General features: G+C 48.3%; 29 protein-coding genes. 1 reads left to right on the top strand and 28 read right to left on the bottom strand.

The genetic code is table 11. The features are described from left to right. Nucleotides 1-2 precede the first annotated feature (2 nt). Genes bshA through AC1WMD_RS13915 form a run of 5 tightly spaced genes read right to left on the bottom strand, consistent with a single transcriptional unit; the run spans nt 3 to nt 3,440 of the window. Nucleotides 3-1,130 carry an N-acetyl-alpha-D-glucosaminyl L-malate synthase BshA gene (gene bshA, locus AC1WMD_RS13935; protein ID WP_494257636.1) on the bottom strand — a complete coding sequence of 376 codons (1,128 nt, stop codon included), beginning with the start codon at nt 1,128-1,130 and terminating at the stop codon, nt 3-5. A gap of 2 nt (nt 1,131-1,132) precedes the next feature. Then, nucleotides 1,133-1,837 carry a bacillithiol biosynthesis deacetylase BshB1 gene (gene bshB1 / locus AC1WMD_RS13930; RefSeq protein WP_494257634.1) on the bottom strand — a complete coding sequence of 235 codons (705 nt, stop codon included), beginning with the start codon at nt 1,835-1,837 and terminating at the stop codon, nt 1,133-1,135. Beyond that, complete coding sequence (mgsA, locus tag AC1WMD_RS13925) at nt 1,830-2,249, bottom strand: methylglyoxal synthase (RefSeq protein ID WP_043905241.1); 420 nt, start codon at nt 2,247-2,249, stop codon at nt 1,830-1,832. Before mgsA ends, bshB1 begins: the two co-directional genes overlap by 8 nt. Nucleotides 2,250-2,302: 53 nt before the next feature. Continuing rightward, complete coding sequence (gene dapB / locus AC1WMD_RS13920) at nt 2,303-3,103, bottom strand: 4-hydroxy-tetrahydrodipicolinate reductase (protein ID WP_043905242.1); 801 nt, start codon at nt 3,101-3,103, stop codon at nt 2,303-2,305. Between the two features lies 1 nt (nt 3,104). Then, complete coding sequence (locus AC1WMD_RS13915; RefSeq protein WP_043905243.1) at nt 3,105-3,440, bottom strand: nucleotide pyrophosphohydrolase; 336 nt, start codon at nt 3,438-3,440, stop codon at nt 3,105-3,107. A 142-nt stretch (nt 3,441-3,582) separates the two neighbouring features. Here AC1WMD_RS13915 and AC1WMD_RS13910 point away from each other — a divergent pair, with 142 nt between their 5' ends. After that, on the top strand, nt 3,583-4,452 hold the full coding sequence (locus AC1WMD_RS13910; RefSeq protein ID WP_043905244.1) for a YitT family protein: 870 nt from the start codon (nt 3,583-3,585) through the stop codon (nt 4,450-4,452). Between the two features lie 128 nt (nt 4,453-4,580). Here the strand turns inward: AC1WMD_RS13910 and ypjB are convergent, their stop codons facing one another. From ypjB to ndk, 23 genes are all read right to left on the bottom strand, one after another. Then, the gene (gene ypjB, locus AC1WMD_RS13905; protein ID WP_043905245.1) at nt 4,581-5,372 is read right to left on the bottom strand and encodes a sporulation protein YpjB; all 792 of its coding nucleotides are present in this window, start codon (nt 5,370-5,372) and stop codon (nt 4,581-4,583) included. 58 nt (nt 5,373-5,430) lie between these two features. After that, nucleotides 5,431-6,024, bottom strand: a complete 594-nt coding sequence (gene lhaT, locus AC1WMD_RS13900) for a lipoprotein heptaprenylglyceryl N-acetyltransferase LhaT (RefSeq protein ID WP_043905246.1) — start codon at nt 6,022-6,024, stop codon at nt 5,431-5,433. A 505-nt stretch (nt 6,025-6,529) separates the two neighbouring features. Beyond that, entirely contained in the window at nt 6,530-7,297 is a 768-nt protein-coding gene (locus tag AC1WMD_RS13895; protein WP_043905247.1) for a menaquinol-cytochrome c reductase cytochrome b/c subunit, read from the bottom strand. Nucleotides 7,298-7,342: 45 nt separating this feature from the next. Beyond that, a complete protein-coding gene (qcrB, locus tag AC1WMD_RS13890) occupies nt 7,343-8,017 on the bottom strand; it encodes a menaquinol-cytochrome c reductase cytochrome b subunit (protein WP_043905248.1) in 675 nt (224 codons plus the stop codon). A gap of 3 nt (nt 8,018-8,020) precedes the next feature. Then, nucleotides 8,021-8,527 carry a QcrA and Rieske domain-containing protein gene (locus tag AC1WMD_RS13885; RefSeq protein WP_043905249.1) on the bottom strand — a complete coding sequence of 169 codons (507 nt, stop codon included), beginning with the start codon at nt 8,525-8,527 and terminating at the stop codon, nt 8,021-8,023. A gap of 147 nt (nt 8,528-8,674) precedes the next feature. Then, nucleotides 8,675-9,130: a YpiF family protein gene (locus AC1WMD_RS13880; RefSeq protein WP_043905250.1), complete on the bottom strand. Its 456-nt coding sequence runs from the start codon at nt 9,128-9,130 to the stop codon at nt 8,675-8,677. 87 nt (nt 9,131-9,217) lie between these two features. Further along, nucleotides 9,218-9,751, bottom strand: coding sequence for a ReoY family proteolytic degradation factor (locus AC1WMD_RS13875; RefSeq protein WP_043905251.1), 534 nt, complete (start codon nt 9,749-9,751; stop codon nt 9,218-9,220). A gap of 57 nt (nt 9,752-9,808) precedes the next feature. After that, nucleotides 9,809-11,065 carry a tetratricopeptide repeat protein gene (locus AC1WMD_RS13870; RefSeq protein WP_043905252.1) on the bottom strand — a complete coding sequence of 419 codons (1,257 nt, stop codon included), beginning with the start codon at nt 11,063-11,065 and terminating at the stop codon, nt 9,809-9,811. A gap of 16 nt (nt 11,066-11,081) precedes the next feature. Continuing rightward, nucleotides 11,082-11,984 carry a hypothetical protein gene (locus tag AC1WMD_RS13865; protein ID WP_494257633.1) on the bottom strand — a complete coding sequence of 301 codons (903 nt, stop codon included), beginning with the start codon at nt 11,982-11,984 and terminating at the stop codon, nt 11,082-11,084. 101 nt (nt 11,985-12,085) lie between these two features. Continuing rightward, nucleotides 12,086-13,369 carry a 3-phosphoshikimate 1-carboxyvinyltransferase gene (gene aroA, locus AC1WMD_RS13860; RefSeq protein ID WP_494257632.1) on the bottom strand — a complete coding sequence of 428 codons (1,284 nt, stop codon included), beginning with the start codon at nt 13,367-13,369 and terminating at the stop codon, nt 12,086-12,088. A gap of 15 nt (nt 13,370-13,384) precedes the next feature. Further along, nucleotides 13,385-14,488 (bottom strand): prephenate dehydrogenase, encoded by a 1,104-nt coding sequence (locus tag AC1WMD_RS13855; RefSeq protein WP_043906598.1) that lies wholly within the window; start codon nt 14,486-14,488, stop codon nt 13,385-13,387. Between the two features lie 247 nt (nt 14,489-14,735). After that, a complete protein-coding gene (gene hisC / locus AC1WMD_RS13850) occupies nt 14,736-15,833 on the bottom strand; it encodes a histidinol-phosphate transaminase (RefSeq protein WP_494257630.1) in 1,098 nt (365 codons plus the stop codon). Nucleotides 15,834-15,857: 24 nt separating this feature from the next. Beyond that, on the bottom strand, nt 15,858-16,676 hold the full coding sequence (gene trpA / locus AC1WMD_RS13845) for a tryptophan synthase subunit alpha (protein WP_043905256.1): 819 nt from the start codon (nt 16,674-16,676) through the stop codon (nt 15,858-15,860). Continuing rightward, on the bottom strand, nt 16,645-17,865 hold the full coding sequence (trpB, locus tag AC1WMD_RS13840) for a tryptophan synthase subunit beta (RefSeq protein ID WP_043905257.1): 1,221 nt from the start codon (nt 17,863-17,865) through the stop codon (nt 16,645-16,647). Before trpB ends, trpA begins: the two co-directional genes overlap by 32 nt. Beyond that, the gene (locus AC1WMD_RS13835) at nt 17,858-18,499 is read right to left on the bottom strand and encodes a phosphoribosylanthranilate isomerase (protein ID WP_043905258.1); all 642 of its coding nucleotides are present in this window, start codon (nt 18,497-18,499) and stop codon (nt 17,858-17,860) included. The genes trpB and AC1WMD_RS13835 overlap by 8 nt, the downstream gene beginning before the upstream one ends. After that, nucleotides 18,483-19,262, bottom strand: coding sequence for an indole-3-glycerol phosphate synthase TrpC (gene trpC / locus AC1WMD_RS13830; RefSeq protein WP_043905259.1), 780 nt, complete (start codon nt 19,260-19,262; stop codon nt 18,483-18,485). Before trpC ends, AC1WMD_RS13835 begins: the two co-directional genes overlap by 17 nt. Then, nucleotides 19,255-20,274, bottom strand: coding sequence for an anthranilate phosphoribosyltransferase (trpD, locus tag AC1WMD_RS13825; RefSeq protein ID WP_043905260.1), 1,020 nt, complete (start codon nt 20,272-20,274; stop codon nt 19,255-19,257). Before trpD ends, trpC begins: the two co-directional genes overlap by 8 nt. Further along, nucleotides 20,243-21,790, bottom strand: a complete 1,548-nt coding sequence (gene trpE / locus AC1WMD_RS13820) for an anthranilate synthase component I (RefSeq protein WP_494257629.1) — start codon at nt 21,788-21,790, stop codon at nt 20,243-20,245. Before trpE ends, trpD begins: the two co-directional genes overlap by 32 nt. Nucleotides 21,791-21,992: 202 nt before the next feature. Continuing rightward, nucleotides 21,993-22,373, bottom strand: a complete 381-nt coding sequence (aroH, locus tag AC1WMD_RS13815) for a chorismate mutase (RefSeq protein WP_043905262.1) — start codon at nt 22,371-22,373, stop codon at nt 21,993-21,995. Further along, nucleotides 22,370-23,470 carry a 3-dehydroquinate synthase gene (aroB, locus tag AC1WMD_RS13810; RefSeq protein WP_043905263.1) on the bottom strand — a complete coding sequence of 367 codons (1,101 nt, stop codon included), beginning with the start codon at nt 23,468-23,470 and terminating at the stop codon, nt 22,370-22,372. The genes aroH and aroB overlap by 4 nt, the downstream gene beginning before the upstream one ends. A gap of 2 nt (nt 23,471-23,472) precedes the next feature. Continuing rightward, nucleotides 23,473-24,639, bottom strand: a complete 1,167-nt coding sequence (aroC, locus tag AC1WMD_RS13805) for a chorismate synthase (protein ID WP_043905264.1) — start codon at nt 24,637-24,639, stop codon at nt 23,473-23,475. A 122-nt stretch (nt 24,640-24,761) separates the two neighbouring features. After that, nucleotides 24,762-25,532, bottom strand: a complete 771-nt coding sequence (locus tag AC1WMD_RS13800; protein WP_043905265.1) for a CheR family methyltransferase — start codon at nt 25,530-25,532, stop codon at nt 24,762-24,764. A 128-nt stretch (nt 25,533-25,660) separates the two neighbouring features. After that, nucleotides 25,661-26,107 (bottom strand): nucleoside-diphosphate kinase, encoded by a 447-nt coding sequence (ndk, locus tag AC1WMD_RS13795; protein WP_017436785.1) that lies wholly within the window; start codon nt 26,105-26,107, stop codon nt 25,661-25,663. Nucleotides 26,108-26,204: the final 97 nt, after the last annotated feature.

The following is a 26,204-nucleotide window of genomic DNA, read 5'->3' as shown; positions in this document are numbered from 1 at the left end:
ACTCACCTCTTTGCGAGCGAAACATAAATATCTTCATACTGCCCGACAATTTCTCTCGAATGAAACTTTTTATATACGGTTTGCACCGCCTGTTTGGCCATATATGTATGAAGATGTGGATCCGTTAAAATCTGCATTGCTTTTTCTGCTATTTCTTCGACATTGCCGAGTTCGCATAAAAACCCTGTTTTCCCATCTTCAATCACTTCCGGAATGCCGCCGATCGTTGTGCCGATGCACGGCACGCCGCAAGCCATTGCCTCAAGGAGCACGAGGCCAAAACTTTCTTTTTCGGACAATAGCAGCTTTACATCGCTAATCGAATATAATTCATCCAGCCTATCTTGTTTTCCTAAAAAACGCACATCCTCGTTAAGGCCAAGCTCTTCCACAAGGCGGGAGACGACCGGCATTTCCGGGCCATCGCCAACAAGCAAAAGCTTTGCCGGCAACTGTTTGCGAATAAGCGAGAACGCGCGCACGACTTCAGGGACCCGTTTCACTTTGCGAAAGTTGGATACATGAATGATCACTTTTTCATTTTCGCCAATTCCGTACTCCTTTTTTAAGTAACTGACATCTTTGCGGCAATATACCCGTTCATCAACAAAATTATAGATAGTTTGGATCGGCTTTTGCACGTCAAGCAGTTCATACGTTTGCCGAACGAGCGCGTTGGAAACGGCGGTAACGACATCGGATTGTTCAATGCCGAATTTAATCATATCGCTCAGCGAAGGATCGTACCCTAAAACGGTAATATCCGTCCCATGCAATGTCGTGACAATCTTTAATTTCCCGCCGACCATCTGCCGCGCCAGCACGGCGCAAACGGCGTGCGGAACGGCATAATGGGCATGCAGCACATCGAGCTGCTCGCGTTTTGCCACTTCGGCAATTTTGTTAGCGAGCGCCAAATCGTACGGCGGGTATTGAAAAACGGAATATTGGTTGACGCTCACTTCATGATAATAAATATTGCCGTATATTTTGTTTAGGCGAAACGGCATACTTGAAGAAATAAAGTGAATTTCATGGCCTTTTTCCGCCAGCAGTTTTCCCAACTCCGTGGCGACAACGCCCGACCCCCCTACAGTCGGGTAACAAACGATGCCTATTTTTAGCTTCATCGTCACACTCCTAGCAAATCATGGATATGAATTGGCTTTTTCGTGAAAAAGCCTTCGGCGAACATAACGCCGACTTCTTTTCCGAACAGGCGCTCACGGCTTTCGATGGTTTCAATATAACCGTTTGTAAGCGGCGTATCAACCGAACCCGCTGTCTTTGTAAATTGGCTTTCATAAGCGCGCAAACTAGCGATTTTTTTCTCGATCGTATCGCTAATATCAATAACAAAATGCGGACGTTCCCAAGCGTTAATCATGTAATAATAGACAGAGGCGACGCGATGTGCCGGCAAATCCGGTTCCGTTTGGTAACGGCGGATGCCGGCGGAAAAAACCGCTTCTTCGACAAGCCGGGCGCAATGTCCATGGTCCGGGTGGCGATCGACCCAGTAAGGGGCAAACACTACAAGCGGACGATAGCGCCGGATGACAGCAACAATGTTTTTAATTGCTTCCTCGGTCGGATATAAGCCGCGATCGGGAAGCCCAAGGTTGATTCGCGTGGCAACGCCTAAAATACGCGCCGCATCGTTCGCTTCCTGCTGCCGCTGTTCGACCGTGCCGTTGGACGACAGCTCGGCAAGCGTCAAATCGCAAATACCGATGCAGTAGCCTTTCTCCGCGTATTTCGCAATCGTTCCGCCCATGCCGATTTCGACATCATCGGGATGGGCGCCAAACGCTAGTATATGCAGCTGATCATTCATTTCCTTCACCTTTTCTGCCACGGACAATATTGCGCCACGCAAAATCGCCGCGTTCTAAGCCTTTGATTAAAATTTCCGCCGTTCCCATATTCGTCGCCAGCGGTACGGAATATACGTCGCATAAACGAATTAATGCGCTCACATCCGGTTCGTGCGGCTGCGCCGTAAGCGGATCGCGCAGAAAAATAACCATATCCATTTCATTGCGGGCAATCATCGCGCCAATTTCCTGATCTCCTCCATACGGACCGGATTGAAAGCGATGGATGTGTAATCCGGTTGCTTCTTGAATGCGAAGGCCGGTTGTGCCGGTCGCATATAGTTCATGCTGCTCCAATATCGGCTGATAGGCGGTCACAAATGCGATCATGTCCTCTTTCTTTTTATCATGCGCGATTAACGCGATTTTCACGATAGCACCCCCGCTCGTTTTCGCTTATTGTTTCTCGACAGCCTGCAGCAACGCTACTCGATAATATGTTCTAACCCGTATACGAGCGTATGTAACTTCATCACCGTCTCGACAGACAATTTTACGCCTGACATAAACGAACCGCGGTGAAAAGAATCGTGGCGAATCGTTAACGATTGGCCGTTGCCGCCGAAAATCACTTCCTGATGGGCGACAAATCCCGGCAGCCGGACGCTGTGGATCGGAATGCCGTCGTATGTTGCGCCGCGCGCCCCAGCAAGCGTTTCTTTCTCATCAGGGTGTCCTTGTTTTTTCGATGGACGCACCATAGAAATAAGCTGCGCTGTTTTCAATGCCGTTCCTGATGGAGCGTCCAATTTTTGATCGTGATGCAATTCAATAATCTCGACATCGGCAAAATACTTGGCCGCCATTTGCGCAAATTTCATCATTAGCACCGCGCCGACCGCAAAGTTAGGAGCTATGATTGCGCCAATTTCTTTTTCTTCCGCCAATGCAGTCAGCCGTTCAATGTCTTCATCCGTAAAGCCGGTCGTGCCGACAACCGGACGGACCCCATAACAAAGCGCGATTTCCGTATGTTTTTTTCCTGCCTCCGGTGTCGTTAAATCGATGAGTACATCCGGTTTGACTTCTTCAAAGCAACGGGCTGCATCCGTATAAATCGGGGCATGGATGCCGGAAAATCCTTCGATGTCCGCTAAGTCTCCGCCATCATTTTTTCGGTCAATGACGCCGACAAGCTGGAAATGCTCGGTATTTTGTACAAGCCAAACGGCTTCACGCCCCATACGACCGCGCGGGCCGGCAATGGCAATGCGAATCGTTTCCATCCTATTTCTCCTCCTCTTTTCGTGTCCAACGGTCTTTATCACGGGTGCGGAACTTTTTCATCACCATATCATGCGCCTGCTCTAAATCAATGTTTAAAGAGTTGGCAAAACAAATGAGCACGAATAACAAATCGCCGAGTTCTTCTGCCACCGTTTTTTCTTTTTCCGTCTGTTTTTTCGGCTTTTCTCCATAATAATGGTTGACTTCCCGCGCCAGTTCGCCAAGCTCTTCCGTCAGCCGTGCCAGCATTGCCAGCGGGCTGAAATACCCTTCTTTAAATTGACTGATATATTCATCCACCTCTTGTTGCATCTGCTTCATCGTCTTTTCCTGCATCAATGTCACCTCTCATGTTTTCATGTTAGCGAAAAGCAGCGTTTTTGACAAATATTTTCGCATGCTGCCTGTCCGCATTGCCTAAATAAGCAACTTCATCTATAATTAAGGGCGCCGACTACTCTGAATGCGGAGGGAATGTATGATTTTCGGGCTAAAAATAAAAAACATCCTTTTCATTTTGCTTGGCGCTGCGATTTTTGCGTTTGGGCTTGTCCATTTTAACATGCAAAATAATTTAGCGGAAGGCGGCTTTACTGGGATCACGCTGCTGCTTTACTTTTTGTGTGACATTGATCCATCATATACAAACTTGGCATTAAACATTCCTCTCTTTTTTATTGGCTGGAAATTGCTTGGCCGCCATACGTTTTTATACACGATTATCGGAACAATTGCCGTTTCCTTCTTTCTTTGGATTTTTCAGCGTTACACCATTTATATGCCGCTGAAGCACGATATGACGTTGGCCGCATTGTTTGCCGGCGTCTTTATCGGCGTCGGCCTTGGCATCATTTTCCGCTACGGCGGAACGACCGGCGGCGTCGATATTATTGCCAGACTCGTCTATAAATATAAAGGAATCAGCATGGGAAAAACGATGTTTACGTTTGATGTGGTCGTCATCACCCTTTCCTTGCTGTATCTTTCATACCGTGAGGCGATGTATACGCTTGTGGCGGTGTTTATCGCGGCCCGCGTCATTGACTTTATGCAGGAAGGCGGCTATGCGGCAAAAGGAGCGACGATTATTTCGGAAAAAAGCGAGGAAATCGCCAACAGAATTTTGACGGAAATGGACCGCGGTGTCACGATCTTAAAGGGGCAAGGTTCTTACACGAAACGCGACCGCGATGTGTTGTACTGCGTGGTGGCGAAAAATGAACTGCCGCGTCTGAAAAGCGTCATTATTTCCGTCGATCCCCATGCGTTTGTGGCGGTCACAGACGTTCACGATGTGCTCGGCGAAGGCTTTACGCTTGATGAACGAAAACAGCCGATTGAACATTGAACTACCACTCGATTTACTTGATTCAATATGCTTTGGATATGTCTGATCAACGAAGTGAACCATAGACTGATTGAATACAAAAAACCGATTCATGTTAAATTCAATAAAAAAAGGGGCGCAATGCCCCTTTACTCTTCTTTTTGGCGAGTGCGACTTTTTTCCTTCTCGCCTTGATATTTTCGCCAGCCTACATAAGATAGCGTCAATATAATAATTCCTCCTGTCGAAATCATCACCCATATTAAAGACGGGTCAGCTTCATCTTTTCTCACATCGTCAAACAACGACTGCAAATCTTCACGCATCTGTTTTAAACGTTCGTGTTTCTCCTCGAGACTTAGTTGCCTAAAAGCGGGAGCTTGTAACATTTCTATGTCTTTATCTATTTTTTTCGCTTCCTCAACCGGCACATCGATTTTGACGCTCGGTTCAATCAGCTCATAATGATTTAAAAAGTTGCGGAGGGAAGCGGCAAACGATTCATCCCTTTCTTGATCGACCGCCTTCTCAAGCTGGTCAAATGTCTCCATCACCGTTGACTCCATCTCCGACCAAAGCGGCTGATGATTCGAATGAATGGCATCGACAACAAGACGAAACTGCGTAAGTTTATCGATTTTTTCTTCCGCCGGCAATGAAGAGGCGGTAACTGTTTTCAGGGCGTTTTCATGAGTGATCGTAACGGCACGGAGTTCATCGGCTGATTTCAGCCGGTCGCGCGCATTCGTTGCAAAAAACTGCTCGGAAAAATAGAGCAACACTTCTTTGGCTTCTTCAAATTGTCCATTTTTCGCCAATCGCAGCGCTTGGTCAGAAATGTGATCTAGTTTTTTCCAGCCGCCATCCTGTTCGGCGGCATCGCTTAGCGATGGAAATAAACAGACGAGAACAATCAAAGCAAGCAGCCATATTCGCTTCATCCTTGTCCCTCCTCCATTAACTACTACAATGTATGAAGGAGTGGACAAGAGTAGACCATTAATTTAGCGGAAGGGCAAAACGGTTTTTTCGCACACATAATAGATAGCTAACCGCAATCGAAACAATGCTGAGCCAAAACGTAAAATAGCCGATGGTGTCAGCGTATTGCTGCAGCACGCTATAGTGCGGCATCATTCCAAACACATAATCGATGATGTCATTATGCAGCGTCCAAACTGCGGCAATCGCTAGATGCGTGCCGCGAAAGCGATAAAACGGCGCGTAGAGCATTCCTTCTATCGCCATCGCTCCATGGGAGATCATTAACATCCAACCGACTACATCGAGCTCTCCTGTCACTTTCCACACCAATATGTTCATCACCACCGCCCATATCCCGTACTTTACCAACGTAACGATCGCTAATGCTTCAAATAAAGGAAAATGGCGGCGGCACAAAAAGGCGAGCAAAACAAACAAAAAAAAGAGGCTTGCCGTCGGGCTATCGGGAACAAATGGCAAAAAAATGGGCGGCGTTTCTGCCAATTGATAACGGTACCATATATACCCGTAAATGGTTCCAAAAATATTGACGGCCAGCAAAAACCATAAAAATGGACGATATACCAATATCGGATACAGCCAATTCACTCCTATGCACCTGCTCTCTATGCTTGTCGTGAGTCAACTACCCACCACTTAAAGCCTAGAGGCTTTTGAAGTGGGAGCTTGTAACTACCCGGAAGTGCAAGCGGTTCTTACAAATCTCCTTCCTTGACTTGGTGTTACTTTAGGCAGGTTGACAGCTGCCCAGCGATCCAGGGCATGCCTGTACCGCTATCGGTTCGTTCCGATTCGTCTGTTGGCAGTACTCATTTTCCACACACAACAGACGGCGAAGATTACGCCCGATCTTTTACAGTTGCAACGATTTCTGCAACCAACCTCCTATATCGAGTGGTCGATGGAGTGCCTGATCCAACGGTTTTCTCCATAAGTTAATGATAGCATATTAGAAGAGAAAGGAGGAAGGCGCATTCCTCACCCACTTACTCATTGGGCTCCGCCCTTCTCATTCGATGAAGTGGGGGTCTCCTGCGCTAAAACGATGAAAAAAGCTGACTAATCATAGCCAGCTTTTTTCGTGATGAACCGTTTATTTCTCTTTTAATCCTGCAATGAATTCAGAGAGTTTTTTCAACTCTTCGTCCGTGCCTTTGAAAACGCCCGGAGGCATGCCGCCTTTACCTTCTTTCGCAATTTTCGCGATTTCTTCCGGCTTCAAACCTGTACCAATAAGCGATGGGGCAGCCGCGCCGCCGGATAAGTTTTCACCGTGGCAGGACGTACATGTGTTAGCTTGGGCAATTTTATACCCTTCGGCGTTTTTGTCAATTTCCACTTCCGCACGGATTTTCCCTTGTTCAGCAGCTTTTTTCCAGTCATGTGTCACAACGGCTTCCCAAGTTAAATATACCATTGACGCAAGCGTTAACAGCATCATGCCGGTAGCAACCGGACGCTTCCATGGACGGCGTTCCGGACCGCGATCCAAAAACGGCGCCAATAATAACGAACCGAATGCCAAACCTGGTATCACAATTGCTCCGATCACCGTATAAGGACCTGATGCATACGAATATTTGAGCAACTGATACAGGAACAAGAAATACCAGTCCGGAAGCGGAACATATGCCGTATCCGTCGGGTCAGCAATACGTTCTAATGGAGATGGATGGGCGACCGTCAAACATAAAAAGCCAATTAAAAAGACAGAACCGACCATCCATTCTTTTAATAGGAAGTTCGGCCAAAACGCTTCCGTTTTCCCAGGATATTCCGAATAATCTTTTGGAATATTCGGCTTTCTCACAGCGGGAACGCGGGAATCGCCGACAAACTTCATTCCTTTACCGCGATGCATTTCGTGTTTCCCTCCTTTTTTCTACGCTTAGCAACGTTCAGCGAATCATAGTGGACCAGAAATACCTTGTCTGCGAATCATTAAAAAGTGCGCTGCCATCAAACCGAGCAATGCGGCAGGCAAGAAGAAAACGTGAATCGCAAAGAATCTTGTCAATGTTTGCGCTCCGACAATTTCCGGATCTCCCGCAAGCAGCGTTTTAATCGCCGAACCGATTACCGGTGTCGCTTCCGCGATTTGCAAACCTACTTTTGTCGCAAACAGCGCTTTCATATCCCATGGCAACAGGTAACCGGTAAAACCAAGCCCCATCATGACCATGAAGATAAGCACGCCAACGATCCAGTTTAATTCACGTGGCTTTTTGTATGCACCTTGGAAAAAGACGCGCAATGTATGTAAAAACATCATGACAATAACAAGGCTTGCGCCCCAGTGATGCATACCGCGCACGATTTGGCCGAACGCCACTTCATTTTGCAAGTAATAAACCGATTCCCAAGCGTTTTTAATATCCGGAACGTAATACATTGTTAAAAACATTCCGGACAAAATTTGAATGACCGTAACAAAAAACGTTAATCCGCCAAAACAGTAAACGAACGCGGAAAAGTGGTGGGCCGGGTTTACATGTTCCGGAACTTCATGGTCAGCGATATCCCGCCACAAAGGCGTAATATCCAAACGTTCGTCAACCCAGTCATAAAGTTTGTTTAACACGTATTACGCCTCCCCTCGTGGTTTCGCTTTACCTAAGTATAATTTTCCGTCTTTTACCTTGTACTCATAACGGTCTAACGGATGCATCGGCGGCGTTCCCGGAACGTTCGTGCCGTCTTTTGTGTAACGGCCGTAATGGCAAGGACAGAAAAATTGGTTCGGATGCTCTTTATCCGTATTCCAGTCTACCGTACATCCAAGGTGCTTACAAATCGGAGACAGAGCAACGATTTCTCCTTTGTCATTTTTATACACCCATGCGGATCTCGGTTCTTCCGACTCATACCAAGCGTCTTTTATTTTTACTTTGAAATCAAAACGCTTTGGTTCCGTCGTAATGTCCTTTACATCCGCTACCGCTACCATGTCCGTTCCCGCTTCATCCTTTAAAATCGGATCAACGGCAAAACGGAGCATCGGCATAAAAATCCCAGCAGCCATAAAGCCGCCTACGCCAGTTAGCGTATAGTTCAAAAATTGGCGTCTCGTTACGCGATGTTTGTCACTCATCGTCTTCCCCCCTCTATACAAAATGAAGTCCATCCGGACAGTATTGTATAACACAATAGAAAACTAGGACATTCTAATGATAGCTCAATCGGCGGATAAGGTCAATATCGTCGATGCTTTAACCTGCCAACTTTCTTCCTCGCTGCCTCAAGACCATTGTGAAATAAAAAAGCGAAGCAGTCCCGATGTCTGGTCACGGACCAGATCGTACTTATACGATTCGTCCATATTTTCCAACGGAACGGCCGGAACGAGCCACAATCTGTCCGAAATCGCTGTTTCCTGCTCTTTCCATGCGCGGTCACATGTAACATAAAACACATATTTCATTCCTTGTTTCATTAGCAGGCTTGTCCAATCCGTCAGCCTTTCCACAAGCAATGGTTTCGATTCGCTCAGGAAATAGGAAAATGGCGGAAACAAAAACACTCTCCCTTTTAATTGCCGCTCCAATTCCCCGGCAACAAGCTGCACAAACTCTCCCCCAGAAGCAGCCGTCTTGGCGCCATCGTCCATCGTAATAGGAATAAGCGGAATAAGCGCCGTGTCAATATAATCTTTTTCTTTTTGATACAGTTCCACATCCGCTGCTGTCCACTTCATATGTACTCTCCTTTTTTCGAAAGTTCATTTCCCCTATCACCATACCATATTTTTTGGCAAAAGAAAAACCTTGCGTACAGCAAGGTTTCATAACTTTTTCAACTCCTCGGCAAGACGGCGGAATGTTTCTTCATCTTGGCGGTCTAACGCCTCATCAATCAGCTTCATTAACCGTTTCCGCTGAAATTCATACAGCGATTTTTCTAAAAATTGTTCGGCCAAGCGCCGATCATTTTCGCTGACATGCACTTGTTTCGGCGCATACGGGTTTTCTTCCAGTACGGCAACATATTGCGGCGAATGAAAAGAAGCGCGGAAATTCAGCTGGATATAAATATCCTCATCGCGGTTAAGACGAATGTCATGGAACGATTTTTCCGCATCGGTCGTCATCACATTACCTTTGTAAAAACGAAACGGAACGTCATCGACACAATGGGTCGACATAATGATGCCGCGCGGACAATATTGGGCATTTTCCACAAAATGAACCTTTTGCATCAGCTGGTCATGACTCATTAAATAGTTTAAAATCCAGACACATTCGCGGCGCTTGAGCTGGTAATGACTTAAAAACCAACGAATAAACTCTTTTTTTTCATTCACGGATACGTGCGTCATTATGCGCTTCCCCCTCTATCATTTTCCAAGAAAGAGGTAATATGGACCGCGGATCTCCTACTCCTCTAACTGCAGCAGCATGTCGGCTGCCTCCATGTGCCCAGGATCAAGACGTACGATTTGCTGAAATATTTCTTTGGCTCTCTCTCTGTCGCCTTCTTCGATGAGAAAATAGCCGTACTCCTCAAGGAAATCAACGTTATTCTTAAAGAAAGTATATGCCTCTTGGTAGTGGTTTAATGCATCGGAATACATTTCAAGCTTATGTTTCGCACGCGCTAAATCCCATTCAAACTGCGGGTCATACTCTCCTTGCGCCAGCGCTTCTTCGAGGCAAGAAACAACATCTTCGTACCGCTCCTCGTGCAAGAGCAGCGCACATAACGTCGTCAGCGCTTCAATATAGCCTTGGTCGATTTCGATCGCTTTTCTCAGCCATGATTCCGCCTCATCCGGCTTTCGAAGCTTTAGCGCCATTTTTCCGGCATAAAGCAGCAATTCTTTGTTCCACTCATCGACATGGATGCCTTCCTTGGCAATGTCATAGCTTTTTTTCAGCTTTCCTTCATGCTCATACGCTTTCGCTAAGTACAAGTAAAGCGGAACGTATTCCGGATCGAGCTCTTTTAGCTCGCTTAGCTTTTCAATGGCGGTTTGGTAATATTCCGCTTGGAATGCCGTAAACCCATAGCCGAATAACAATCGGCTGTCGACTTTTGTTTTTAGCGCTTCGTCGTAATATGGCAGCGCCTGCTCAAATTCCCCGCATAGGCTGAGCGCCTCGGCAAGCCGCTCAGCAATGAGGGTACCGGCCATTTCCTTTGTTTTTTCCCGCACTTTTTCGTAAAATGGAATGCTTTTTGTATATTGCCCCATCGAAAAATATAGCTCCGCTAAGGCAAATTGAATAATCGGTTCATCCGGCATTTTTTCATATGCCTGCTTTAACTTTCGTTCGCTGACTTCCTCAAGCCCCTGCATTTGATACAGATCGGCGGCAAGCAGACAGGCGCGTGCAAACAGCGGGTCGTCTTCCTCAATTTGCGTTAAAATCTCAAGCGCCCTGTCCTCTTCGTCGAGCTCTGTATATACTTCCGCCAAAAATAAACGGATTTCCCCTTCGTCCGGATAGCGAAATGATAACTCTTCGAGCAGTTCTTTTGCTTCTTCTAGCATTCCCCACGAATATAAGTAATCGGCAAGTTCATATTTTTCTTCATCGCTTCCGGTTTTCTTCACCTCAGGTACCAAAGATAACGCTTTATTCACTTCTCCATTTTCGACCAAACGGACAATTTCTTCGACGCGTGTCATAGACATAAACCCTTCCTTACGAAAAATGTGCAACAAACATCCCAGCTGCACGGATGATCCGCTCCGTGCCAAATCCGGGGTAAAAATAAAGTTGATTTTCCGCCTTCAGCAACCTTCCTTTATGAACTGTAATAACCGGAACATGATTATCATAATCGACAATAAGCGTTTCGGCAACTAAACGGCTCATCGCTTCCTTCCTATATAGATTATAATCTACTTCGCCGCCAATCCGCAGATCTCCTTTTTGCGGATAAATGCCAATTTTTTTTAACACATTCAGCCTTAGCGGCGTTCGCTCCCGCAGCGGAAACGGAACAAATGGAATATGGTGCGCAGCAAGCAAGTTTCGCCATGCTGCTTCCTGCTTTTTCATTCTCTTTTCGTTCGGCCAATATGGCACAAAGGCTAGCGGAGCTGTTTTCATGATGTCGGCAATCCAATACCATGGCACAGAATGCAAAACATCGCTCTCCTCAATTTCAACAAAAATGACTCGTATTTTCCATCTCCTGCAGGCAAGCACAAAGGACGGAGTCAGCATGCGGGCGGGTACTTTTACGCCGATGAAATAATCGATGGGGCTGTTTAGCAAATGCTGTCGCAGCTTACGCAGTGCGGAAGCGAGCTCCTGCTCCGAAGGAACGTCACAAACAGCCAGCAGCGTAGTGCAGCCGTTTTTGATGAGGTATTGCTGAACATATTGTTTAAATTGGGCAAATGTCCGCGGCTGCTGAAAAGAAAAATCGACCATCACGTGCCCGGGTGTGACGATCATATCCCCTATTTCCATGCGCATCCATGCATAGTGCTTCACCTGTTCACCTATGTAGTCGATGCGATTATGATCCACCACGAGCGCACAGTGCTGCAGCCGTTCTTCACGAAGAACGCATGCGCTTTCAATAATATACGGCATGTCTTCATTCCCCCTTTACGACAGGCTATGAGGGAATCAGAAGACATATGAATAAAAAAAGCAAGAAATCGGCATACCGTTTCTTGCTTTTTGACTGACATTTACATTAAAGAATGAAGATGGTCAAAAAACGCCGGATATGAAACAGCGACCGCTTCCGGATGTTTTAAATGGACGGTTCCTTTCGTAATGCAGGCGGCAATCGCCAACATCATGCCAATGCGATGATCGCCATGACTGTCGACAACAGCTTCCTCTGCTTTTAAAGCTGATTTGCCATGAATGATCATGCCGTCTTCCGTCGCTTCAATCTCGGCACCGAGCTTTCTTAATTCGGTCACGACCGTATCAATTCGGTTCGTTTCCTTCACTTTTAGTTCACTTGCATCTTTTATAACTGTCGTTCCTTCCGCCTGGGTGGCCAGGAGGGCAATGATCGGAATCTCATCGATTAACCGCGGAATTAATTCGCCGCTAATTTCCGTTGCTGTTAACGTCGAAGTGCGGACGGTAATATCGCCAAGCGGCTCGGTTTGTTCATTGCGAACGTTCGCAATCGTTATATCGGCGCCCATTTTTTGCAACACATCAATAATTCCGGTTCTTGTTGGATTTAATCCGACGTTTTTTAACGTAATTTCGCTGTTTGGGACAATAACGCCTGCCACTAAGAAAAAGGCGGCTGAAGAAATATCTCCAGGAACGTATATGCTGGTCCCTGCCAGCCGCTGCGGCCCTGTAACCGATACCGTAAGACCGTCTACCGCCACATCGCCACCAAACAGCCGGATCATGCGCTCCGTATGATCGCGGGAACGGTGCGGCTCCGTTACTGCTGTCGTGCCATCCGTCGCTAAGCCCGCCAATAAAATTGCCGATTTTACTTGCGCGCTCGCCACAGGAGATTCATAATGAATCGGCTGAAGTTCACCGCCGCGGATTGATATCGGCGTATAGTTTCCATGTTCGCGCCCGTCAATGCGCGCCCCCATCATTTTCAGCGGCTTCGTCACTCTTCCCATCGGCCGTTTGGCGATCGATTCGTCGCCGATGAGGCAGGCGTGAAACGGACATCCAGCTAGAATGCCAAGCAATAGCCGCGCTGTTGTCCCCGAATTGCCGACATGTAAAATGTCAGACGGCTCTTGTAATCCGTCCCGTCCTTTTCCCTCGACAACAACATGGCTTCCATCCTGCCGGATCACTATCCCCATTTTCCGGAAGCAATCAATCGTGCTTAAGCAATCTTCCCCCGGTAAAAAATTTTCGATCGTCGTCGTACCGCGCGCCATCGCTCCCAACATCACCGCGCGGTGGGAAATCGATTTATCGCCGGGTACATGGATGATTCCTTGCAATGATGAAATATTGGTTCGTAACTGCACGGCTCCCCCTCCATTTTACACTTCATATGTTTCATAATTCGTATGTTTTTGTATGCATGCTTTCGCCTTCGCGCGATCTTCTTCGCTTTGAAAGCTGAGCCGCAATACCCCGTATATTTCTTCCCTTGTTTCAATAATGCGGATGTTGGTGATGCTGATGTTCTCTTTGGCTAGATAGCCAGTGACTTCGGAAATAACTCCGGGGTAATCGGGCACATCGACATATAAATCGTAAAACGATGGAATCGCTCCTTTCGTCCGCACCGGCAGGCCGTCGCGAAATTGTTTTGCCTCTAGGAAATAATGATAAATCGCTGCGCTGTTTTCCTCTTCCACGATGGAACGGAGCTTTTTCATCTCGGCGATCCAGCGGTCAAACAACGTTAAAAGCTCGTCCTTATTATGTAAAAAAATATCGCGCCACATTTCCGGGTTGCTCGAGGCGATGCGCGTAATATCGCGAAAGCCTCCCGCGGCAAGGCGACTGACAAGCGGATTTTCTTTTTCATACTGTTGGGCTTGGTGAACAAGGCTTGCGGCGATAATATGCGGAAAGTGGCTGATCACCCCGGTAATACGGTCGTGTTCCTCCGGGGACAGCACGACAAACTGCGCTTTCGTCCCTTTCAGCCATTCTTTGAGGCGCTCGATTTTTTCCGCTGCTACCCCGTTTGTCGGCGTCAATACGTAAAAAGCGTTCTCAAACAAATGCGCCCGCGCTGCAGCAACGCCGCTTTTATGCGAACCCGCCATCGGGTGGCCGCCGATAAACGTGATTCCTTGCTTTCCTAACCGCTGCGCATGGTGGACAATCCGCTGCTTGGTGCTTCCTACATCAGTAACAATCACGTTTTCTTTTAGCAGATGGACGGGCATTTGCGCCAAAATTTTTTCCGTCTGCATGACAGGCGTCGCCAAAATAATCAAGTCCGCTTTCTCCATCCCCTGTTCGAGCGATGAAGCGGCTTCATCAATCACTTTTAAGGAGCGGGCAAGCTTCAGCTCCTGTTTGTTGACGTCATATCCGATAATGACGGCGGCCGGATGTGCTTTTTTCACCGCCAGCGCGATCGACCCGCCAATTAAGCCGAGGCCAACGACAAAGATGTTTCCTTCCAATTGCTTCACCTTCTTCATCTGAACCTCCACACGACTAACGTCGGTGGGTTCTGACGTACTAAAGAGTTTTTCCTGCACCTGCGTGCACGCACTTACTCTTTTTCCGTCAAACTTTCATGGATAAACATGTTTAGCGCCCTGCCGGCTCGATTCAAAACCGTTTTCCACTTCATCCCAAGACTTAAGTCACGGGATGAAGTGGAAAAATGCGCCCGCTGCCTTGGAAAGCAACGGGACGGTTCATCCGCTATACAAGTTGTTTTTCCCGGATCATTTGCGCCAACGCGCTGATCACCCGTTCGTTCTGCTCTTTTGAACCAACGGTAATGCGCACGGACGTCGGGAAGCCGAGCGCATTGCCGGAACGGACGATAATGCCGCGCTCGAGCAAATATTGAAACACTTCATTTCCTTCGATCGTAAAATCAATCAAAATGAAATTCGTTTGCGAAGGATAGTAGCGCAAGCCGTTTTCGTCGCAAAAACGGTAAAACATCTCGAGCCCTTCTCTGTTTTTGTCCGAACAGGCACGGATAAACGCTTGGTCATCTAGTGCTACGACCGCTGCGGCCTGTGCGATGCTGGATGTATTAAATGGCTCGCGCGCCGGCTCCATCCCTTGAATAAGCGTTTCGCTGGCAATGCCATATCCGACCCGGAGCGCCGCCAGTCCATATGCTTTCGAAAACGTCCGCAAAATCATGAGATTATCATATTGCGTAAGAAGTGGAACGGTTTGCGGATAATCGTCCGCCATCACGTATTCATAATATGCCTCGTCAAGCACCACAAGAACATGCTTAGGAACGCGCTCCAAAAACGATTGCAGTTCCTGTTCTGTGACATACGTTCCTGTTGGGTTATTCGGGTTGCAAATCCACACGACACGCGTCTTTTCATCAACGGCCGCAAGCATCGCCTCTAAATCATGGCGTCCGTTAATAAGCGGAATTTCGCGAATTTCCGCTCCTTCGATGACCGCATTATGACGATATTGTGGAAATGTCGGCGCAGCCATGACCGTGTTCGTGCCAGCCGATAAAAACGCACGGGAAATAATTTGTACGACTTCATCGGACCCGTTGCCAAAAATCAGCTGCGTTTCTTTTACGCCTAAATGCGCCGCCACTTTTTCCCGCAGCAGACGTGCATATCCGTCTGGATAAACGGCAAGATGGTCTAATTCGCGGATGATCGCCTCTTTCACAGCTGGGGAACATCCGTATGGATTTTCATTCGATGCTAGTTTAATAATATCAGAAAGTCCGTACTGCCGCTTCACTTCTTCAATCGATTTTCCCGGCTGATAAGGGAGCAAACCCCTTAACTGTGCTTTGATTTCCATAACGACACTCCTTATTTCGAGCTTTCATTGTGATAAACATGCGCGCTTCAGCGGCGCTGCAAGCGAACGGGCGTAACGTTGAAACTCGGCAAGCGCCTCTTCTTTGTTTGCTGGAGTTTGCAGCTGTTCATTCAGCTGCTCTATTTTTTGCACGAGCGCACTGCCAATGACTACACCGTCGCAATAGTCTTTTAGCATCTTCACTTGTTCGCTAGTGGAGATGCCAAATCCGACAGCGACAGGGACGCGGCTATGCCGCTTTACTTCCGCTAAAAAGTCGTTTAATGTTTCCGGTAGCGTGTCGCGCACCCCAGTTACCCCGAGCGATGAGACACAGTATAAAAACCCTTGTGCATGGGAAGCGATGGTTTCCATCCTCTTTTTCGATGTCGGCGCCACTAGCGAAATAAGCGGGATGCCTGTTTTTTCGCCAAGCTGGCGAAGCGGGCCACTTTCTTCAAACGGAAGATCCGGAATTAACACCCCATCGACTCCGTTTTTTTGCGCTAAAGCAAAAAAGTATTCTTCTCCTAATTGTAACACAGGATTGTAATACGTAAAGATAATAACTGGAATTTTCACACCTTTTTTTCGCATTTTCGGAACTAATTCGACCGCTTTTTGCAGCGTCATCTGTCCGAAGAGCGCCCGGGCGGCCGCCCGCTGAATAATCGGGCCATCCGCAAGCGGGTCGGAATACGGCACACCAAGCTCTAACATATCAGCGCCTGCTTCTTGAAGCGTAAGCGCCAGTTCCACCGTAATATCTGGGCTTGGATCTCCGGCGACAATAAACGGAATAAACATCGGTTTAGTTACGGTACATAGCGGCAACGTCGTCATCCTCCTTTACGTTGACATAGCGCATCATCGTTTGCACGTCCTTATCCCCACGGCCCGATAGACAAACGAGCACCGTTTGGCTGCTGTCCATCGTTTTCGCCAGTTCCACTGCTTTGGCCAATGCGTGCGCCGACTCGATCGCCGGAATAATTCCCTCTTCCCGTGATAACAATTGAAACGCGGCGATCGCTTCCTCATCGGTCACGCTTTCGTAGCAGACGCGGCCGATGCTCGCCAAATACGCATGTTCCGGACCCACGCCTGGATAGTCGAGGCCGGCTGAAATGGAATACGGTTCGATAATTTGCCCGTATTCATCTTGCAGCAAGTATGTTAAAGAGCCGTGGATAACGCCTTTCGTGCCTTTGGTGATCGTCGCGGCGTGATACGGGGTATCGACTCCTTTCCCGGCCGCTTCTACGCCGACAAGCTGCACATCATCCTCCAAAAACGGATAAAACATGCCGATCGCGTTGCTTCCGCCGCCCACGCACGCGACAATGACGTCCGGCAGCTTTCCTTCGCGCTCAAGAAACTGCTGCTTCGCTTCATCTCCGATGATGCGCTGAAATTCGCGCACCATTTTTGGATACGGATGCGGCCCGACGACAGAGCCGATCATATAAAAATGGTCGTCGCAATGCTGCACCCAATAGCGAATCGCTTCGTTCGTCGCGTCTTTTAGGGTCCGGTTGCCGCTGTATACCGGAACCACCACGGCACCTAGCAATTTCATGCGAAAAACGTTTAATTCCTGCCGTTTAATATCTTCTTCCCCCATGAAAACGATGCATTCCATGCCGAAATGCGCCGCTACGGTGGCTGCGGCGACCCCGTGCTGCCCCGCCCCCGTTTCAGCAATAATTTTTTTCTTGCCCATCCGCTTCGCCAAAAGCGCCTGGCCGATGGCGTTATTGATTTTATGAGCGCCGGTATGGTTTAAATCTTCGCGCTTTAAATAAATTTTAGCGCCGTTTAGCAGTTTCGTTAAATTCGGCGCAAACGTAAGCGGGGTCGGACGCCCGGAATATTGCTGCAAAATGCGGATATACTCCGCTTTAAACGTCTCATCGGCCAGTGCCTTCGTTAGTTCTTCTTCTATTTCCTCAAGCGGAAGCATTAACGTTTCCGGCACAAATTTTCCCCCGAAATCTCCAAATCTGCCATTCTCGTTTGGAACGTTATACATAGTTCGCCACCTTCTTTTCGATTTCTTTCATTTTTTCCACGCTTTTTTCCTCGTTTTCTTCAATCCCGCTGCTAATGTCAATACCGTACGGCCGATAGGCTAAAAGCCGCTCGACATTTTCCGGCGTAATCCCCCCGGCAATAAAGCAAGGGACGGCTTGCCGGGCCGCTTCTTCTAAATAAAGCGGAACATTGCTCCAGTCAAATGCTACTCCTGTTCCGCCCCATGCCCCGCTTACCCGGCTATCAACGACATAGCCGTCAGCTACGCCGGCGTATTGTTGCATCTTTCTAACGGCATCTTCATCATGATGAATCGCCTTCCAGACAGCCAGTCCTGTCGCTTCTTTGATCGCTGCGACATGCGCCGCCGTTTCATGGCCGTGGCATTGAATGACCGCAAGCGGCAGCTGCGATGCTATGTTGGCAACCAGCTCCGTCGGCGCATTGACAAACACGCCGACAAGCTGCTTCTTGCCAAGCTCGATCGTTTGCAGCCATTGCTTTACTTCTTCCACTTCTACTTTCCGCTTGCTTTCGGCAAAAATCAGCCCGATGTAATCCGCTTTGCTTTGCAGTGATTTTCGCAAATCCGACGCGGAACGGTTGCCGCAATATTTAAGACGGACGGGCAAGCGAATCGACCTCCCCGAACAATTCATATACCGCCGCCTCCACATCGTCTTTGCACATCAGCGCTTCGCCGACAAGCATGGCGTTCGCCCCGTACGTTTGCACTTTCTTGACATCAGCGAAAGTGGCGATGCCGCTTTCGCTGACGATGATGCTCGAAGGCGGGATCAATGGAGCCACTTTTTCGGTTGTTTCCAAAGTCGTCACAAACGTGTGCAAATCACGATTATTAATCCCGATCATCTCTGGGATGAACAAATCCAAAATTTGCTCCAGCGTTTCGCGCGCATGCACCTCGACTAAACATTCCAGCCCTTTGTCATACGCCTCTTGATACAATTCGTACAACGCTTTTGGCGGCAGCGCTTCGCCGATCAATAAAATCGCATCGGCGCCGATGCGCACGCTCTCCTCAATCTGCAAGCGGTCGATAATAAAATCTTTGCGCAAAACCGGAATGCCTACCGCCTCCTTCACCTCGCGCAAATAGCAGCGATGTCCCTGGAAATAACGTTCATCCGTCAATACGCTAATCGCATCGGCACCCGCTTTTTCATACGCTTTAGCAATATCGACGGGCTGGAAATCCGAGCGGATGACCCCTTTGGACGGAGAAGCCTTTTTCACTTCAGCAATTAAGCCAAGCGAGCGGTTCGGCTGCTCGAGCGCTGCCCGCAGCGAACGCTGCTTTCTCGCTGGCAGCGGCTCCGGCAAGGTGAGTGTTTTCATTTCTTCGCGTTTCGTGGCAATAATTTGCTCAAGCATATTTTTCCACCTCTTTCAGACGCAAGCGCTCAAATTGTTCATATGCTTTCTTTGTCAGCAGCGCTTCTTTCGCCATCTCCACGCCTTCGTGAATCGTGTCCGCTTTCCCCGCCGCATATAAGGCGACGCCGGCATTTAGAAGGACGATATTAGTCGCGCTTTCATTGGCTTTTCCTTCCATGACCGCCTTTAATAGCTCGGCGCTCTGCTTAACGGTGTGTACTTGAATATGTTCCAATTTTCCGCGCGCAAGCCCGTATTGTTCCGGCGTGATGACAAAACGGCGGATTTCCCCATGTTTCAGTTCGACCACATCCGTTTCCGCGGCAATGCTGCATTCATCGAGTCCATCTTTTCCCGTTACGAATAAAACATGTTCAGAGCCAAGGCGGCGCAGCGTTTCTGCGAGTTTTTCCGCGTACTGCGTCGAATAAACCCCGATGACTTGCCGCTTGCAGTGTGCTGGATTGGCGAGCGGCCCAATGAGATTAAATACGGTGCGAAAGCCGATCTCTTTCCGCGGCAGGGCGGCATGTTTCATCGCCGAATGATACAGCGGCGCAAATAAAAACGCTAATCCTTTCGTTTTTAATGCTTGTTTCGCATCCTCTGGAGTTGCTTGAATATCAATGCGAAGCGCTTCTAGCACGTCCGCGCTTCCGCTTTTGGAGGAAACGGCGCGATTGCCGTGCTTCGCCACTTTAACGCCAAGCGAGGAAATGACGATCGCTGCTGTTGTGGAAATATTGAACGTCGACGCCCCGTCTCCTCCCGTTCCGCACGTATCGATCACTTCTTCTTCATAATCGATGGTCATCATGCGGCTGCGCATCGCTCTCACGAATCCCGTCAATTCATCGACCGTTTCCCCGCGCAAACGCAAAATCGATAAAAAGCTGGCAATTTGGCTTGCCGTCGCTTCGCCGGACATAATTGCCATCATCGCTTCATACGCTTCTTCCTCCGTCAGCACATATCCGTCAATACATTTGTGAAGAAGTTGTTTCAACATATAGACTCTCCCCTCGCATAAATAATTGTTCCGCACGCTCAATCGCCTTCATTAAGGCGCTCGCCTTATTACACGTTTCTTTCCATTCGAGTTCGGAAACCGAATCAGCGACAATCCCCGCGCCGGCCTGCACATACGCGCAGCCGTCTTTGACGATCGCCGTGCGAATCGCAATGCACGAATCGATATTGCCGTCAAAGCCGATGTAGGCAATCGTGCCGGCATACAAATTGCGCGCCGTCGGCTCTAGCTCCTGTAAAATTTGCATCGCCCTTACCTTTGGCGCACCGCTTACCGTGCCGGCCGGAAACGCGGCAAGCAAGGCGTCAATCGGATGCACCTCTTCCTTTAGTTCGCCTGTTACTTTCGAAATTAAATGCATGACGTGCGAAAACTTGCCGATTTCCATTAATACGGGCGTCCGAACCGTTCCGTATTTGGCCACTTTCCCGATATCGTTACGGGCTAAATCGACGAGCATATAATGTTCGGCTCGTTCTTTCGGGTCATGGTAAAGCTCGTCGGCAAGCTGCTCATCCTCTTCCGTCGACCGTCCTCGCCTTCTCGTTCCGGCGATCGGGTGAATTTCCATATGGCGGTTGTACACTTGAATGAGCTTTTCCGGGGAGCTGCCGACAATTTCAAAATCATCGAGGCGAAAGTAAAACATATATGGCGATGGATTAATATGGCGTAACATCCGGTATACTTGAAATCCGCTGACGCGAACCGGTACGGCAAACCGCTGCGATAAAACCGCTTGAAACACGTCCCCGCTGGCAATATAGCGTTTGATCGTCTCTACATCTTGTAAAAATCTCGCTTTGTCATAATTCGAGATAACCCTTTGAAAGGAAACACTCTCTTCGTCTGCGTGATCAAGCAATAACAAACGCTCTTCTCTTCCGCTTGCCGCTTTTTTCATTAAGGCGGCGATCCGTTTAAGCCCTTGTTCATACTTGTGCTTCTTTGTTTCCTCCGAGTCTTGCTCCGTTAAACGGACGTAATGGATGAAGAGAAGCTCGCGTTTATGGTGGTCTAATACGATCAAAGATTCGCAAAAAGTAAAATAGCCGATCTTCATGGAAAGGTCCCGGTTTGGATGAATGGGAACTTTTTCAATGGCGGAAATAAAGTCATACCCTAAAAAGCCGACTGCACCGCCAGTAAACGGAACCGCTTCGTTCAGCCGCTTGACGCAAAGCTTTTGCTCGATGAAGCAAAACGCTTCTTTCAGCGAAGAAGTGTTTGCTATTTCTTCACCGCGCTCATCGATGACAGAAAACGTGTGACCCGTTTCACTTTCTAGCGTCAAAAACGGCGACAAGCCGATGAAGGAATAGCGCGCCCACGGCGACTGATCATCTTTGCTTTCTAGTAAAAACACCGCATCCTCTTGCAAATTTTCAAAGATTTTAAGCGGCTCGAATACATCGGCTAAAAAGCGGCGCACAATCGGAATCGTGCGGAAATGGCGCGCATCTTCCAAAAATGCGGCAAGCGTATAGTTGGACATGATTCTCTCCCTCCGTTTATTCGGATGGAGAATGAGGGTTTATGAGGCGAAATCGGGGAATAAAAAAACCCAAAGACAGAGATGCCTTTGGGTAGACTTTGCATTCATTTAGCAAACGCTCACCTCAACTAAACTCGCTCATTCTCATCTACCCTAAACTCTGCTCTCACTCTGCTTACTTACTGCTTTGTTTCCTATCATATTACATTTCGGTTTTTTTTGTCAACGACAAATCCGGCCGCAAGACGGCTGCATCCCGCAAATAAACATGAGAGATTTCTTCTTGTTTTTTCGTCGTATGAACGGTCATCATCACCCGGATGCAGCGCGGCAAAGAATTCGGCACCGGAATTTCCCGCATGCACATGACCGGTACGTACGTCCACCCTTCCAAACGGCGGAGCGCTTGCGCCGGAAAGGCCGCGGTAATATCATCGGTCACCGAAATAAGCACAAACGATACGTCGCTTGCTGCGACGTCATTAGCCCGAATCATTTCCCTCAGCAACGTTTCCGTGGCGTCGACAATTTCGTTCGCTTCATTGCGCTCTACCGTAATCGCTCCCCGAATGCCGCGGATCATGGCTTTCCCTCCTCCCGTTGGGCAAATTCACAAAGCAGTACGGATAAGGTGTCGTCGTCGAGCGCTTCAATGTCTATTTCGCCAATATCTTTTAACAGCACCATGCGCACCATCCCTGCTCTTGCTTTTTTATCGCCTTTCATTTTTTCAAGCAGGCGCTCGAGTTTTAGCGATGCTGGGATGGAAACAGGGAATCCGTATGTACGAAACCAGGCGGGAAACTGATAGTCGGCAAACGAGCGCCCATATACTCTTTCGCTGACAAAAATGGCAAACAGCATCCCGAGCGCCACGCCATCGCCATGGGTGATCGCACCGTAGCCAAGCTCGCTTTCTAACGCGTGCCCAAGCGTATGGCCGAAATTTAAATGGGCGCGGACTCCCGTTTCTTTCTCATCTTCACGCACGACGCTTGCTTTGATTTCAATTCCTTTTTGAATGCAATATTGAAGCCGCTCCCCTGTTAAATCACGAAGCGTATGGATTTCCTGACGCAGCCATTCGTAAAAACGGCGGTCGCGGATCAGCGCATGCTTAATGACTTCGGCAAAGCCGGAGCGCAGTTCTTTTTCCGGTAGAGAGCGCAAAAAGGCGATGTCATAAACAACCGCTTCCGGCTGGTGGAACGCCCCAATCATATTTTTTCCGAGCGGATGGTTGATCGCCACTTTGCCGCCGACGGCGCTGTCATGCGCAAGCAACGTGGTTGGGATTTGTATATAGCGAATGCCGCGCATATAAGTGGCCGCGACAAATCCGGCCAGGTCGCCGACCACGCCGCCGCCAAAGGCAAGAATCAAAGAATGACGGTCAAGGCCGCACTCAAGCGCGGCCGTTTGACATGCATAATATTGCTCGAACGATTTTGCCCCTTCCCCGCTCGGAATGACATGCGTATACACTTCGTAGTCATCGGCTAGCAGCGCCTGAAGCTCCGCTAAATACAACGATTTCAGCGTTTGATCGGTGATAATCAGCAGTTTCGTTCCTTTAGGAAAAGATAAAGAACGAAGAATTTCCGGCAGGGAATGGATAATCCCCTCCCCGAGAAAAAGCGGATACTGTTTTGTTTTCGTTTCAATAAGCAATTGTTTCATAATTAAAACTCCCTTGCATAGCGGCGCATTTTTTCAACGTTTTCCTTAATGAGGTCCATGCGATCCTGGCCGAATTGGTCGACGATCGCCGCGGCTACTTCCCAGGCCACTACCGCTTCGGCAACAACGCTGGCCGCCGGCACGGCACAGCTGTCCGAGCGCTCAATGCTGGCCGCGAACGGCTCTTTCGTTTCAATGTCTACGCTTTGCAACGGCTTATACAGCGTTGGAATCGGCTTCATCACTCCGCGCACGACAATCGGCATACCGGTTGTCATTCCGCCTTCAAAGCCGCCAGCGCGGTTCGTCCGGCGCGTAAACCCTTTTTCCTTGCTCCAAATAATCTCATCGTGCACTTCGCTTCCCGGGCGGCGCGCCGCTTCAAAGCCGATGCCAAACTCCACCCCTTTAAAGGCGTTGATGCTGACGATCGCGGCGGCAATTTTGGCATCGAGCTTGCGGTCATAATGAACATGGCTTCCTACCCCTGCCGGCACTCCTTCGACAATCACCTCGACGATGCCGCCGATCGAGTCGCCGTTGTTCTTAGCGTTATCGATCGCTTCCATCATTTTAACGGCTGCTTCTTCATCAAAACAGCGAACCGGTGACGCTTCTGTCACTTCCTGCAATTCCGCGAGCGATTGATAATCAAGCCGCTTGGCGCGGATGCCGCCGATTTCCAACACATGTCCGGCCACGCGGATGCCAAGATCCTCTAAAATCCGCTTCGCCACCGCACCGGCCGCAACCCGCACCGTTGTCTCACGCGCTGACGAACGTTCGAGCACATTGCGCATATCACGATGCCCGTATTTTAACGCGCCGTTTAAATCGGCATGTCCCGGACGTGGACGCGTCACTTTCCGCTTCACTTCTTCCTCATGATCGATCGGTTCAATGGCCATAATGCTTTGCCAATGTTTCCAGTCGCGGTTTTCGACGACAAGCGTAATCGGCGAACCAAGCGTTTTTCCATGGCGGACGCCGCTTAAAATTTTCACTTCGTCTTTTTCGATTTGCATCCGCCGCCCGCGCCCATATCCTTTTTGCCGTCTTGCCAGCTCTTTATTAATATGTTCGGCAAGCAGCGTGAGCCCCGCTGGCACTCCTTCCAAAATCGTTGTCAGCTGCGGCCCGTGTGATTCCCCTGCTGTTAAATAGCGCATGTTTTTCTCTCCCTTCAACTCTTTAACGCGGTTAAGTAAAAATATATCACAAATTTAAAAAATGAAAATAGTTTCCGATAAAAAAAGAATTCATCTTGGCGATGAACTCTTTGGCAAATTATTCATTTTTTGCGATAAAAAAACGTATCTTCTATTTCGAAACCGTATAAAGCCGGATTAAAAATTTGCTCCGTGCTTCCGACAAACAAAATCCCGCCTGGCCGCAGCGCTTCATTAAATTGACGATAAAGCTTTTGCTTTGCCTCTTCCGTAAAGTAAATGAGCACGTTGCGGCACACGATTAAATCAAAGAAACGCCCAAACGGGTCGGCAAGCAAATTATGTTTTTTAAATGTCACCGCTTTTTTTATCTTTTCGTCTATTTTATAATACATTCCTTCTTTCGTAAAAAACTTTTTTTTCATTTCTTCCGGAACTTCCTGTAAGGATCGCTCCGTATACAGCCCGATTTGCGCGCGGGCGATCGCGTTTTCATCGATATCGGTGGCGAGAATCGAAATATGAGTCAGCGGCATAAATTTGGATAATATCATGGCTATCGTATACGGTTCTTCCCCGGTGGAACAGGCGGCGCTCCATATTTTTAAACGGCGGTTTTGCGCAAGCAGTTTCGGCAAAATCTTTTTTTCCAGTACTCCCCAACGTTTCGCATTTCGATAAAATTCGGAAACGTTAATCGTAATCCGGTCCAAAAACTCATGAAACAGCGTTTCGTCTTTTTCGATCGCTGCAAAAAATTGCTGAAAGTTTTTCAGTCCTCTTTTTTCATAAAGCGATGTCAGCCGTCTTTTCATTTGCGCTTCTTTATACAAAGACAAGTCAATGCCCGTTTTCCGCTTGATGTTTGCGATAAATTGCTGATAGTCGTTCATCCCTGTTTTTCCCCGCTTTTCTCTCTTTTGCCAATGATAACTATCTACGCCATAAGTATATCGCAAAGCTGATAGGGGAGAAAGAAAAAACCGCAACAAAAAAACCGGTCATATTGCTGACCGGCTTTTCAGTATACCCACTGATTGATTAATTTCGAATAATTGACAAGCTCTTCTTCTTTGAAAAAGAGATTGATTTCGCGTTCTGCGCTTTGCGGCGAATCAGAGCCGTGAATCACATTTTTGCCTACCGTAAGTCCATAGTCGCCGCGAATCGTGCCAGGCGCCGCTTCTTGCGGATTCGTTTTTCCCATCATTTGCCGTGCAGTTGCAATGACGTTTTCGCCTTCCCAAACCATGGCGAACACTGGGCCGGACGTAATGAAATCGACTAATTCGCCAAAAAATGGGCGTTCTTTATGCTCGGCATAGTGCTGTTCCGCTAATTCGCGGGATACTTGCATTAATTTTGCTCCGACAAGCTGAAAGCCTTTTTTCTCAAAGCGGGAAACAATTTCACCGATTAAATTGCGCTGAACCCCGTCAGGCTTCACCATGATAAACGTTCTTTCCATCATCTATTCTCCACCCCTACTGTAATATGTACTAGGAAACCGGGTTCCCCACCAAAATAGTATCATTGTTTTCGGCCAATAGCAATAATCTCCTTGA

The sequence above is a fragment of the Parageobacillus sp. NEAU-HV-2 genome, assembly GCF_059115485.1.
This window is presented reverse-complemented; position numbering and strand designations above follow the sequence as displayed.